The organism is Ancylobacter dichloromethanicus (genome assembly GCF_018390645.1).
Taxonomy (GTDB): Bacteria; Pseudomonadota; Alphaproteobacteria; order Rhizobiales; family Xanthobacteraceae; genus Ancylobacter; species Ancylobacter dichloromethanicus.
In genome coordinates this window covers 1-12,031 of sequence record NZ_JAHBGC010000057.1, presented here as the reverse complement: position 1 = coordinate 12,031, position 12,031 = coordinate 1, and the positions used below count along the sequence as shown (strand labels likewise).

Genomic DNA, 12,031 nt, shown 5'->3' with positions numbered 1-12,031 from the left:
CGGAAGCCGTGAATCACACCAGGCTGGCGAAGCCAACCGCTTTATGGGTCCGAGCCCTAGTTCGCATTCTGCAGACGTTCGTTTACGATGCGGATGCGTTCGTGATTGTAAGTCTAGTTGTTTATAATCTGCGAATTTTGAGTCTATGTTCTGTTATTATTACTGTTGGCATCAATTTCAGACAATGGCGGAAACCTGAATAAATACAATGCGCACCCAAGCTTATTGACCATCGAGTGGGGGTGACGGGGCGTAGTTTCGGATACAGCCGGACACTACTTCGCATAATTGGCGGAATGTATTATTCGATGGGCGGCGGGGAGTCGGAATAGACCCGAACACATCTATAGTTTTCAATGGCAGTTGATTGCTGGCCTCTTGCGCACAGCCTCGGCTTTGCATCAAGGCGGTGCGTGCAATTGCCAAAAGGAAATCACCCCCAAGAAATGCCGGTTGCGCTTAATCGCTATTGCGGTGTCAGCACGATGCGGCCGTTCAGATCGCGGCTCTCCATCCGTTCGTGAGCGGTCACGGCGTCACTGAAGGGGAGCACATTAACCGGAACGTCGCACAGTCCTGAGGCTACCGCCTTCAAGGCCGCCTCGAGACCTGGGCGGATAGCGTCTGGGTGCGACGGCAGAAAGGCTCCCGCATTGAAGCCGGCCACGGTCATGCTGCCCAGCCAGAGGTTGCTGGTCTTCACAGTGTGATCCCAGTCGCCGCTGGCATTGCCCGCGACGATGAGACGGCTGCCCGGCTTCATCAGTGCGAAGCTGTGGCTGCGGACGGTGCCGCCAACAGGATCGATAATGACATCGAACTTTTCACCATTGAGCGCACCGGGCAATTCGGCGGAATCGACAATCCGATCGTAGGGCAGTTTCGTGTGCGCTGCTGTTTCCAGCTTGCCTGAACGAACCGTGCCAACGACACGTGACGCGCCGAGCTGCCTTGAGATACCAGGGAATGCGGAGGAGAAGCCGCCTAGGGCGCCGTGCACCAGCACGCTTTCTCCCTCGGCGAGCTTGGCAACCAGAGTAAGCGCGACATGGGCCATCGCGACGTTGGGAATCATCGCGACAGCGAGAGCAGGATCGACATTGGAGCCCTCGATCGACACAACGCCCTGCACGGGCGCGATATACACGGAAGCATACCCGCCGGTGCCGGCGCCGGCCGACATCGAGACGACCTTCTCGCCGACTACAAACCCGGTCACCCCATCGCCGAGCGCTCGCACCCTGCCGGCCACTTCCAGGCCGGGAATGAACGGCGGCTGCGCCATGCCGGGTACATCCTTGAACTGCCCCTGGCGAAAAAGGAGGTCGATGAGACCGACCGCTGCGTGAGTGACGTCGATCGCGATCTGGCCCGGTCCCGGGGTCGGATCAGGCAGATCGACGACCGTCAGGACGCTCGGACTGCCGAACTGGGTGGCTTGGATAGCTTTCACGGAGTAACTCCTGATATGACTGAGTAGACACTCTTTTTACGGTGAAAAATTAGCTCAATGCCTGCCAAAGGGCCTCGAATCCTGCGTCGCGGACGCCTTCCGCATTGCTAGGGTCGTGGATGATGAAATCGATCGTTGTCCCTGCCATCGTTTCAACAAGCGCTCCGACATAAGCCAAAGGTGCGTCCCGCAACGCGCCGGTAGATCGTGCGCGGTTTACAATTGCGACGGCTGGGCCTGCGACGACTGCCGCCGCCTTTCGGCTGGCGTCGGTGATCTGGTCTGACACCCCGAGCTGGGCTAAGGCTCGCCGCTTGGATGGGCTGGAAGCGCCCCATTCCGTCCAGCTGATCCACAGATGATGCAATTGCCCGCGAACATCACCGTCGCCAGGCATCGCTTCCAGGATCGCCTCAGACAGCTCCGTCTTCAACTCGACATAGAGCTCATTGAGCAGAGCGGATTTCGTTCCGAAGTATGTAAATACCGATCCATGCGGCACCTGGGCTACCTTGGCGATTTCGGCTGTCGCAGCACCAAGCCCGTGTTCGGCAACCAATTCCATCGCCGCCGTCAGGATCGCATCACGTTTCTGTTCGCTTCTGGGTCGCGCCATTTACCATCATCCTCGCGCAATAGATGACTGGTTGCTCACACATCGTCAAGAAGGGTGGTCGTCTTTCATGGACTGCTCCTTATGCCAATGGGGGTCAGCGGTCCTGAAAGGAATGGAGCACCCGCCCCATCTAGGACCGCCTCGGACCTGACGCTTCTTTCTCGCTGTCATGGGCGCGCGTGGTGGAGTGATTATGGGGTTGTCGAAGTGCCTTGCCCGGCACCTTCAACGTCACGCGCTATCTCCTGGAGGCGCTGCTGCAGTCGCGGCGCGACAAAATCGAGGAAGGCACGCAATTTCAACGGCTGTTGCTGGTGCGGGGCGTGGACCAGATGCACAGGCATGGGCGGAGGTGCCCGATCCACCAATAGCGGCACGAGTGACCCCGCCCTGACGCTTGCCGCCGCCTGGTAGGACAGCACGCGGGCAATTCCGACCCCCGCGACCGCGCCGCCCACGACGCCGTCCGCGGTGTTGACCGAGAAGCGTGGATTGATCGTCACTTGCTGCTGGGCATTCCCATCCACGAAGGGCCATTCCCGATAGCGCTGCAGTCCTTCAAACGCGATGCAGTCGTGGTTGGCCAGTGCGGCAGGCGCTTTCGGCTCGCCCCGCCGTTCGAGATAATCCGGACTTGCGCAGACGACCCATCGGATCTCGCCGACCTTGCGCGCCACCAGTGAGCTGTCAGGCAGTCGGCCGATCCTGACCGCGACATCGACGTGAGTTTCGACGAGATCGATGTTGCTGTCGGACAGCACAAGCCGCACTGTCACCTCGGGATAGGCGCCGAGAAAATCGTGGACGATCGGCGCGACATTGAGTGCGCCGAATGCGATGGGCGCGGTCACCAGCAATTCGCCTCGCGGCGCACGGTACTCGCCCGAGGCGGCGCGTTCTGCCTCCGACAACTCCTCAAGTACCCTCCGGGCCGATGCGACATAGGCCGTGCCGGCTTCCGTGAGCAGGAGCTTGCGGCTTGTGCGGACGACGAGTTGCGAACCGAGAAAACTCTCAAGGTCGGAAACGCGGCGGCTGACCGTGGGAAGGGGAATATTGAGAGATCGGGAGGCCGCGGACAGGCTCCCGCCATCGACCGCCGCGACCAGCGTGCGCATCGCCTCGAACCTGTCCATCATCCCTCTCGTTTCACGGAAGTTAAGCTTTCGAACTTAGCGCCTGCCTACCGGATACGGAAGGGGGTACTTCAATCCTGCAACAGCAAGACAGCCCGTTCAGGAGAAAAGCCCATGTCCCGCATCCCCACTCCCGCTACCGAACATGCCCCCGAAAAGGCGCAGCCCCTGCTTGCGGCTGTCCAGAAGCAACTCGGCTCGGTGCCGAACCTGTTTCGTATCGTCGCCAACAGCCCTGCGGCACTGGAAGCCTATCTCGGCTTTTCCGGCGCGCTCGGCAAAGGCGCGCTCGCCGCGCCGACTCGCGAGCGGATCGCGCTCGCGATCGCCGAGGTGAATGATTGCGGCTACTGCTTGTCCGCCCACACTTACATCGCCCGCAACCTCACCAAGCTCGACGACGCGGAGATCACTGCCAACCGAAATGGCGCCTCCAACGACGTCAAGGCGGACGCGGCCGTGCGCTTTGCCGTCAAGCTGGCCCGTGGACGCGGACAGGCGAGCGACGCCGATATCGCGGCACTCAAGCAGACGGGGTACTCCGATGCGGAGATCGTCGAAATCATTGCCCATGTCGCGCTCAATACCTTCACCAACTACGTCAACGAAGCGCTGAAGACCAAGATCGACTTCCCCGTCGTGACGACACGGACGGCTGCCGCCGCCTGAACCTTTCCACAAGTCCGGCACGAAACAACGCGGGTGCGAAGCCGCGCCCGCAAACCCCTCCTCACGCCCTGAATTCAAGGAACCTTCCCATGACCGTCCGTTTCAACACCGTCGATGTTGACGGCCTCAAGCTGTTCTACCGCGAAGCCGGCGACGCAAGCCGCCCCACCGTGCTGCTGCTGCACGGCTTCCCGAGCGCGAGCCACATGTTCCGCGACCTGATCCCCGAACTCGCCGAGCACTATCATGTCGTCGCCCCGGATCTGCCCGGCTTCGGCATGACCGAGCAGCCCGCCCGCGACCAGTTCGGCTACAATTTCGAGAACATCACCAACGTCGTCGACCGCTTCACCGAGGTTCTCGGCCTCGATAAATTCGCAATCTACGTCTTCGATTATGGCGCTCCGGTCGGCTTCCGGCTGGCGGTCAAGCGCCCCGAGCGGATCACCGCGATCGTGACCCAGAACGGCAACACCTATGTCGAAGGCGTGTCGGACGCTTTCGCCCCGGTCATGGCCTATTGGAACGAGCCCAACCAAGCCAACCGCGACGCGCTGCGCGGCTTTCTGGCGCCCGAGACGACCCTCTTCCAGTACACGCACGGCGTCGACGATCCGGGCAAAGTCTCGCCCGACGGCCGCAACCTCGACGATTTCTATCTGTCGCGTCCCGGCAATGACGAGATCCAGCTCGATCTGCTGCTCGATTACCAGACCAACGTCGCGCTCTACGACACCATTCAGGCCTACCTCCGCGAGCATCAGCCTCCTGTACTGGCGGTCTGGGGCCGGAACGACCCGTTCTTCATTCCGCCGGGCGCCGAGGCGTTCAAGCGCGACGTGCCGGCGGCGGACGTTCGCTTCGTCGACAGCGGCCACTTCGCGCTCGAAACCCATGCCGTCGAGATCGGCGCCGCGATGCGCGAGTTTCTGGCCAAGCATATTGGCTGACCCCTCGTCGGGGCGCCGCCCCTCCGGCGCCCTGACTTTTTCAATCAGGAGACGGCCTCGTCCGTCTGATACTTCGGAGACAGACCATGATTGGCGCGCGTGACACCGTTCGCGACTTCTACGACAAGCTTTCCAAAGGTGACGCGCCCGGCGCGCTCGGCCTGATGGCGCCCGACATCGAGTGGACGACGATGTGGCACTACAAGGTGGACGGGCGTGGCCCGGAGAAGGTCGCCGAGGGTTTGTTCAAGCCGCTGATGGCGGAATGGTCGAGCTTCTCGCTGGTGCCGACCGAATTCATAACTGAGAACGAAACGGTGGTCTCGCTCGGCGATTTCACTGGCGTCCACCGGTCGACCGGCAAGACGTCGAACGCCCGCTATGCCCATGTCTGGACGGTTCGTGACGGCAAGATCACCAGCTTCCGTCAGTATATCGACACGCTGGCGATCGCCGAGGCGCGCGTCTGATGGAGCGCGTGGCGATCATCACTGGTGCCAGTCGCGGTATCGGCCGAGCAACCGCCGTCCGGCTGGCTCGCGACTTCAGCGGCCTGGTGCTGGTGGCACGAACCCGGGAGACCTTGACCGAGACGGCCGAGACAGTCCGTGCCGCAGGAGCAACGCCGCTTCTTCTGGTTCGCGACCTGCGTCAGCCGGATGCGGCTGGAGCCGTCGTCGCAGCGACGCTCGAACGCTTCGGCCGGATCGACGCGGTGGCCTGCATCGCAGGCGCTGTCCCACAGGCCGACATGTTCGCGCTGACCGACGAACAATGGGATGACGGCCTGGCGCTTAAATTCCACTCCGCCCGGCGCCTGACGATCGCGGCGTGGGACGCGCTCAAGGCCACGCATGGCTCGGTCGCGATGACATCGGGGACGTCAGCCTATACACCCAAGGCGTCGGTGGCCGCCGTCGGTACGATCAATGCGGCGATCCTCGCGCTGGCCAAGGCCTTCGCCGATCGGGGCATCGAGGACGGTGTGCAGGTCAACACGATCCTGCCCGGATCGGTCATGACCGACCGCCGCCGCACGATGCTTCAGGGCTATGCCGACTCGCGCGGTCTCTCGCTCGATACGGCAATTGATCGGAGCGCGGCCGAGGTGGGCATTGCCCGCTACGGGCAGCCCGAAGACATCGCCAACGCGATCGCCTTCCTCTTCGCGGCCGAAAGCCATTGGATCACCGGCACGGCGCTCCGGGTCGATGGCGGCGAAACGAAGGCGCTTTGACCTCGCGGGTTATTGCGGGGAGTCACGGCCGACCACACGCACTCCTTCCGTAAAACGATAGGAAGGGTTCCGAAGTCAGGCGCTACTGGCAGATAGTGGAAAGTCCTACATGGATATCGAAGGAGATAATCATGAAGAATAGCCATTACATAAAGAACCCCGAGGCTCTGGCAGCCCTCTCGCCCGAGCAGTACCGCGTGACGCAGGAGAACGGCACCGAGCGCCCCTTTACGAACGCATATTGGGACAACAAGGAGCCAGGAATCTACGTGGACGTCGTTTCCGGCGAGGCGCTTTTTGCCTCGGTGAACAAGTTCGAGAGCCGCTCTGGCTGGCCGAGCTTCACCAGGCCGATCGAAGGCGCGACAATCGTCGAACATGTCGACGACAGCCATGGAATGCGTCGGACCGAGGTCCGGTCTGGCGGCGGCGACAGCCATCTCGGCCACCTCTTTCCGGACGGTCCGGCGGCGGAGGGCGGGATGCGTTACTGCATCAACTCCGCGTCGCTGCGCTTCATCCATCTCAACGATCTCGAGGCCGAAGGCTACGGTGAATACCAGCGGCTGTTCGAGAACGAAGGAAAGGCCTGAATCATGACAGACAAGACGCAACGCGCCGTTCTCGCCGGCGGCTGCTTCTGGGGTATGCAGGATTTGATCCGCAAGCAACCGGGAGTGGTCGGTACACGTGTCGGCTATTCCGGCGGCGACGTGCCCAACGCCACCTACGGCAACCATGGCACCCATGCCGAGGCCATCGAGATCACGTTCGATCCTGACCGGACGAGCTATCGCCGGATCCTCGAATTCTTCTTCCAGATCCACGATCCGACCACGGTGAACCGGCAGGGCAACGATCGCGGCACGAGCTATCGTTCTGCGATCTTCTACGCGGATGACGCGCAGAAGGCGGAGGCGGAGGAGACGATCGCCGATGTGGAGGCTTCCGGTCTATGGCCGGGCAAGGTCGTCACCGAGGTCTCGCCGCTGGGGGATTTCTGGGAGGCCGAGCCCGAGCATCAGGATTATCTGGAGCGGATCCCGAACGGCTATACCTGCCATTTCATCCGCCCTGACTGGAAGCTGCCGCGCCGCATCGACGCCGCCTGAGACTTAAGTCGACGCTGGATTAAGGCGTGAGACAGCGCCGGAGGTCCTTAAGGGGCTTCCGGCGCTTCGTTGCCTTTCTGGATCATGGTGCGCAGGTCGTCTTCGGAAAATCGGGGAGCCGTGGCGGTGCGCAGGTGACGGGCGACCGGCTTACTTCTCTTGTTACGTCCTTACGTCCGGATCGCACCCGTGGGCCCGAACCGCTCCGTCCTCACATTGCTGGCGCTATGACCTATCGCGACGAGATGTTCGGCAATCGTTTCGACGAATGCCGTTGGCCCGCAGACGTAGACGTCGGGATGGCCCGCAGGGGTAAATTGCCAGCGAGCGAGCATCGCGCGGTCGATCCTGCCTCGCTCCCCGGTCCATTCGGAAGGCGCGTCGCGGGTCAGCGTCTGCGTGAGCGTGAAGTTGGCGGTCTGCGCCGCAAGCCGATCGAGTTCGGCACGGTAGATGATCTGCTCGATGCTCCTCGATGAATAGAGCAGGCGGGCAGGCTGCGTCGCGCCGGCTGCGTCGCGCGAACGCAGCATCGACATCAGCGGCACGATGCCCGAGCCGCCGGCGATCAGAAGCAATCCGTAGTCATGTGCCGCGGACCAGGCGAAATAGTTCCCGATCGGTCCGCGGATCTCGATCTGGTCACCGATGCGCAACTCCTCATGCAGAAAGCCCGAGACCTCTCCATCGGGTACGGCGTCGACGGTCAGTTCGACAAGTGGCCCCGAACCGGCACCGGACGCAATCGAATAGCTGCGCTGCGCGACATAGCCGTCCTCGGCGGTGAGGCGCAGGTCCACGTGCTGCCCACCAAGATGCCCGGGCCAGCCCGGCACGTCGAAGCTGATCGTCTTGACCGTGGCCGTCTCGTTGCGGATCGCCATCACCGTGGCGACGCGCCATCGCGCCGCCGCTGTCGCTGCGTCGATCATTGATCGCCCTCGTAGCGCTGCTCGCGCCAGGGATCGCCGCGCAGATGGTAGCCCTGCGACTCCCAGAAGCCGGGCGAATCTTCCTCGCGAAAGGCGAGGCGCCGCACCCATTTCGCACTTTTCCAGAAATAGAGGTGCGGCACCAGCAGCCGGGCCGGGCCGCCATGGGAGGGCAGGAGCGGCAGATCGTCAAAATGCGTCGCGATCATCGCGCGCGCGCCGATCAGATCGGCGACGAGAAGGTTGGTCGTGTAACCGCCGTCGCAATGCGCCATGAGGAAGCCGGTCGGCGCGGCATCCAGCCCGGCGGCGCGCAAGAGGTCGTCGATAGTGACCCCGCGCCAGCGTGTGTCGAACTTCGACCATTTGGTAACGCAGTGAATGTCGGACGTGATTTCGGTCTGCGGCAGGCCCTCGAACTGCTCCCAGCTCCACTTTCCCAGCAGCGAGCCGCCGTGTTGAAGCGCAAGGGTCCAGCGATCAATTTGCGTTTGCTGCGTCGGTCCGGCGGTGAGCACGGGAAATTCCGGCGTCAGGAACTGGCCGGGCGGCAACCGCAGGCGATCAGCATCTCCGCCGCGGCGCTTGCCCTTGAAGCCTCTCGTCACGAGCATTGTCGGTCCCTCCCGGGTAGATCGATGCGGAAATAGGCGGATGTCGATAGCCGCCGCGCGCGTCAGCGATGGGTATTGGCGGACAGGAAGCGGAGCATCAGTTCGGCGATTTCGTCATTCTTCTCGTCCATGGCGAAATGGCCTGCATCCAGCAGATGGATTTCAGCATCGGGCAGGTCGCGTTTGAACGCTTCGCCGCCCGCCGCGATGAACGATGGATCGTTCGCGCCCCAGACGACCAGAGTGGGCGGCTTATGCTCGCGCAGCCACGCCTGCCAGGCGAGGTACGAGGCAATGTTTGTTCGGTAATCGTAGAGCAGATCAGCCTGGATTTCGCGCTGGCCGGGCGCGGAGAGATGAGCAAACTCGTCGGTCCAGGTATCGGGATTGTAGAGTTCCGGATGCCTGGTGCCGGCGATATGGCGCTGCTTCGTGGCCTCGAACGACAGGAAGGTATCCACGACACCCTGATGCGCGGCTGGGTCTGTCCAATATTGTTCGATCTTCGCCCATTTCGGCCCCAGCCCTTCACGGTAGGCATTGCCATTCTGGACGATCAGCGCCTGCAACCGTTCAGGATGGGCCAGCATGATCCGGAAGCCGACCGGGGCACCGTAATCATGGATGTAGAGCGAGTATCGGGTCAAACCGAGTTTCTCGAGGAGATGGTCGGTCGTCGTCGCGAGATGATCGAAGGTGTAGTCGTAGCTGGCCGGAGAGGGCGCATCACTCTGGCCGAAACCGGGAAAATCCGGTGCGATCAGATGATAGCGCTGCGCGAGAAGCGGAATGAGGGCATCGAACTCCCGCGACGATGACGGGAAGCCGTGCAACAGGACGATCGTTGGCGCGTCACGCCGGCCGGCTTCGCGGTAGAAGATCCGGAGGCCATCGACCTGCTCGTAATGATAGCTCGTCGATATCATCGCGTTCGTCTCCTGCGCGGCCATGGCTGCCTTACCGGAAATAAGTGCGGCGATGCCTATCGCCGGCAAGTTTGAGAATTTTCATGGTCTCACTCACAGACGGCCTGTGTCGCCGCATTCACTTGGACAACGGCGCGCGAGAGGCGAGCAGCAGCGTGACCGATGCGGCCAGCAGGACCAGATCCTTCAGCAGGAACTGTCCGATGTCGCCCGAAATGGCAGGAAAACCACCGAGCGAGGGCACGAATACGCCGGGCGTGGTGGTGAAGAAGGTCAGCGTGATCACGTAGGTTGCAGTGGACATGGCGGCGCCGAGGGCCGACAGAACCGGCACGAATGCCCCCGCGATCAGGGCGGCGGCAGTCGCCAGTTCAAGCACGCCGACCATTCGTGCACCGCCTTCGATGCCGAACAGCACGTGCAACCAGCTCATGAACGGGCTGTTCGCGATCAGCCCGGCGATGCCGTGTGCTTCGTAGCTCGTGAACTTCATGCAGCCGAACCAGATGAAGATCACGACAAGCGACCACCGCAGCGGGGCGAGGATGGACATGGAGCCGGAATTTCGTTCGGCCACGGTGAAACGGGTATGCAGCAGGTCGTTCATAGGAAGTATCCTCGAATGACGGGATGGGATCTCGGTCCGGCCATGCCTGAAACCGTTGTCGGAAAGGTCTGCGCCGCCGCGGCAGCGCGGGGGCGATCAGGCGGCCTCGGCGATCAGCGCCTGCCATTCGAGCAGTTCGGACGATTCCGCGATATGCGGCTGCGGGGCGGGCACGAAGCCAAAGGCTTCCTTGATCTTCTCCAGCGTGCCGCACGAACCCGCAGACGCGGTGTCGATCATACAGGGAGTAAATTGCGTCATCATCGTCTCCATTACCTGCCGTTGGGGCGGTCTGATCGGTTGGGTGTTCAACCCGCCAGCAATGGATACGGCCTTCCGGATAACATCGTCAGCCTCTAGCTGCGTAACCGTGACTTCCGTTTTATGGTAGGGTGCGCAGCTCCGCCCTTCGCGGACTCCGCTCTAGGTCGACCAAGAAGATTCTGGCGTTTCTTGAGGTTCATCGCCGGATGCTCCTGCCCGTCATGCCCGGAGACAGCATCCGGCAGAAATATTCCGTCAAATCGAAGCGGCCAAGTTCCAAAGACCCCACGCGCGGCGTGGTGGAGCTGGAAATCGCCATCGTCAACCAGAAGGGCGAGATCATCCAGGAAGGCTAACAAGTATCTGATCGGAGGACCTGCCTGATGCGTGGCGTGAAAGGGAGGATCATCGTCGTGACCGCGCGGCACAGGGGATCGGCAGGGCGACCGACCTGCGGTTGCGGGACGACGAGGCGACGGTTCTTGTCGCCGACCGCACCGGCGAGGGCGTGCAGGTCGTCGCGGCCGAGATCGCCTCGTCGCGTGGTCAGGCCGAGGCCTTTGCCCTCGACGTTTAGGCGGCCGGCCGAACCATCGAGAGAGGTTATGCCGACGGGCAGCGCGGCGGCAGGGAGGACCACCTCTTGGATGGTCAGAGCCATGCTGATCTCAGTATCTGCCACGATCTGAGTTCCAGACGGCTTGGATTGCGGTCAGGGCACGGCGGCGGTCCCTGCCCGAGCTTCCAAAAGCTGACTGGGATAATCGCCTCGGGAATTGACTTTTTGCCCCCCAGCCCTGAATCTGAGATGGTGCCAGATCGCTGCGGCATGACAATGAATTCGGAGTAGCGCGTTGGAAAATCAGATCGAAAACCCCAGTGATTCTGAAGTTCGCGCCGCCGGAGCCCTTTGGCAAAAGCCGGAAGTAGTTCGCGTCATACCAATGGCCAGTGCGGAGGGCGGCGGTGGCGGCGGCCCCGATTTCGGATCTGAGCAAAGCTAGACTGGGCTGAGTGTTTCTATATCGCTTTGGTGGCCAGAACGTCTCAAGCAACGTTGCCGTCAATGGTATTCGTCGCGCGCCAACTTCGAGCGTCACCGAAATTCAGGTGACGTTCCGCAGCGAGGGGCCGCCCTTCGCCGATCGCATGTTGTTTTCCTGGGGCGGACGTTATGATTTGCGCCTGGAGACCAGTGGGCGACTTTGGCGGATTGGGTCGCGGCTTGATGGCACTTTCCTGATAGAACCCGATGGGCGTCGTATCGACGTCTATTGCTCCCGGCTGCCACCTCCGCAGGAGGCAATGGACATACTGTCCCGGAGAGTCTTGCCGCGCGTCGTTACGTTTTCGGGGAGGCTCGCGATTCATGCCGCCGCGGTCAGCAAAAACGGCGCAGCGCTGCTCTTGCTCGGCGCGTCAGGCGCCGGAAAGTCGACCACCGCCGCATATCTAGGCTCAGGACCTGTTAATTCTGTTTGAGATGTGATTCACGGTCTCCGAGAAGGAGGCCTT

General features: G+C 62.0%; 17 protein-coding genes. 8 read left to right on the top strand and 9 right to left on the bottom strand.

The window, feature by feature from the left end; genetic code table 11:
* Positions 1-466: 466 nt before the first annotated feature.
* The 3 genes from KHC23_RS23130 to KHC23_RS23120 form a co-directional block, all read right to left on the bottom strand.
* Positions 467-1,453, bottom strand: coding sequence for a quinone oxidoreductase family protein (locus KHC23_RS23130; protein WP_213376070.1), 987 nt, complete (start codon positions 1,451-1,453; stop codon positions 467-469).
* 49 nt (positions 1,454-1,502) lie between these two features.
* Complete coding sequence (locus KHC23_RS23125; protein WP_213376069.1) at positions 1,503-2,069, bottom strand: TetR/AcrR family transcriptional regulator; 567 nt, start codon at positions 2,067-2,069, stop codon at positions 1,503-1,505.
* Positions 2,070-2,260: 191 nt separating this feature from the next.
* Positions 2,261-3,205 (bottom strand): LysR family transcriptional regulator, encoded by a 945-nt coding sequence (locus KHC23_RS23120; RefSeq protein ID WP_213376068.1) that lies wholly within the window; start codon positions 3,203-3,205, stop codon positions 2,261-2,263.
* 114 nt (positions 3,206-3,319) lie between these two features.
* On the opposite strand from KHC23_RS23120, the gene KHC23_RS23115 reads away from it, so the two are divergent.
* From KHC23_RS23115 to msrA, 6 genes are all read left to right on the top strand, one after another.
* Positions 3,320-3,874 (top strand): carboxymuconolactone decarboxylase family protein, encoded by a 555-nt coding sequence (locus KHC23_RS23115; protein WP_213376067.1) that lies wholly within the window; start codon positions 3,320-3,322, stop codon positions 3,872-3,874.
* An 89-nt stretch (positions 3,875-3,963) separates the two neighbouring features.
* Entirely contained in the window at positions 3,964-4,824 is an 861-nt protein-coding gene (locus KHC23_RS23110) for an alpha/beta fold hydrolase (RefSeq protein ID WP_213376066.1), read from the top strand.
* Positions 4,825-4,910: 86 nt separating this feature from the next.
* A complete protein-coding gene (locus tag KHC23_RS23105; protein ID WP_213376065.1) occupies positions 4,911-5,294 on the top strand; it encodes a nuclear transport factor 2 family protein in 384 nt (127 codons plus the stop codon).
* On the top strand, positions 5,291-6,061 hold the full coding sequence (locus KHC23_RS23100) for an SDR family oxidoreductase (protein WP_213376071.1): 771 nt from the start codon (positions 5,291-5,293) through the stop codon (positions 6,059-6,061). The genes KHC23_RS23105 and KHC23_RS23100 overlap by 4 nt, the downstream gene beginning before the upstream one ends.
* Positions 6,062-6,192: 131 nt before the next feature.
* Positions 6,193-6,654, top strand: coding sequence for a peptide-methionine (R)-S-oxide reductase MsrB (msrB, locus tag KHC23_RS23095; RefSeq protein WP_213376064.1), 462 nt, complete (start codon positions 6,193-6,195; stop codon positions 6,652-6,654).
* 3 nt (positions 6,655-6,657) lie between these two features.
* On the top strand, positions 6,658-7,173 hold the full coding sequence (gene msrA, locus KHC23_RS23090; protein WP_213376063.1) for a peptide-methionine (S)-S-oxide reductase MsrA: 516 nt from the start codon (positions 6,658-6,660) through the stop codon (positions 7,171-7,173).
* Between the two features lie 170 nt (positions 7,174-7,343).
* On the opposite strand, the gene KHC23_RS23085 is transcribed toward msrA, so the two are convergent.
* From KHC23_RS23085 to KHC23_RS23065, 5 genes are all read right to left on the bottom strand, one after another.
* Entirely contained in the window at positions 7,344-8,105 is a 762-nt protein-coding gene (locus KHC23_RS23085; RefSeq protein ID WP_213376062.1) for a ferredoxin reductase, read from the bottom strand.
* On the bottom strand, positions 8,102-8,719 hold the full coding sequence (locus tag KHC23_RS23080) for a sulfite oxidase-like oxidoreductase (protein ID WP_213376061.1): 618 nt from the start codon (positions 8,717-8,719) through the stop codon (positions 8,102-8,104). The genes KHC23_RS23085 and KHC23_RS23080 overlap by 4 nt, the downstream gene beginning before the upstream one ends.
* Before the next feature lie 62 nt (positions 8,720-8,781).
* A complete protein-coding gene (locus tag KHC23_RS23075) occupies positions 8,782-9,669 on the bottom strand; it encodes an alpha/beta fold hydrolase (RefSeq protein ID WP_213376060.1) in 888 nt (295 codons plus the stop codon).
* A gap of 94 nt (positions 9,670-9,763) precedes the next feature.
* Positions 9,764-10,252 (bottom strand): YkgB family protein, encoded by a 489-nt coding sequence (locus tag KHC23_RS23070; protein ID WP_213376059.1) that lies wholly within the window; start codon positions 10,250-10,252, stop codon positions 9,764-9,766.
* Between the two features lie 96 nt (positions 10,253-10,348).
* On the bottom strand, positions 10,349-10,513 hold the full coding sequence (locus KHC23_RS23065) for a hypothetical protein (protein WP_213376058.1): 165 nt from the start codon (positions 10,511-10,513) through the stop codon (positions 10,349-10,351).
* A gap of 224 nt (positions 10,514-10,737) precedes the next feature.
* Here KHC23_RS23065 and KHC23_RS24725 point away from each other — a divergent pair, with 224 nt between their 5' ends.
* Positions 10,738-10,872, top strand: a complete 135-nt coding sequence (locus KHC23_RS24725) for a hotdog family protein (RefSeq protein WP_281418158.1) — start codon at positions 10,738-10,740, stop codon at positions 10,870-10,872.
* Here KHC23_RS24725 and KHC23_RS23060 read toward each other — a convergent pair.
* Positions 10,869-11,177 (bottom strand): hypothetical protein, encoded by a 309-nt coding sequence (locus KHC23_RS23060; RefSeq protein WP_213376057.1) that lies wholly within the window; start codon positions 11,175-11,177, stop codon positions 10,869-10,871. The two genes, KHC23_RS24725 and KHC23_RS23060, sit on opposite strands and share 4 nt — an antisense overlap.
* A 353-nt stretch (positions 11,178-11,530) precedes the next feature.
* On the opposite strand from KHC23_RS23060, the gene KHC23_RS23055 reads away from it, so the two are divergent.
* Complete coding sequence (locus KHC23_RS23055) at positions 11,531-11,998, top strand: hypothetical protein (RefSeq protein WP_213376056.1); 468 nt, start codon at positions 11,531-11,533, stop codon at positions 11,996-11,998.
* Positions 11,999-12,031 lie beyond the last annotated feature (33 nt).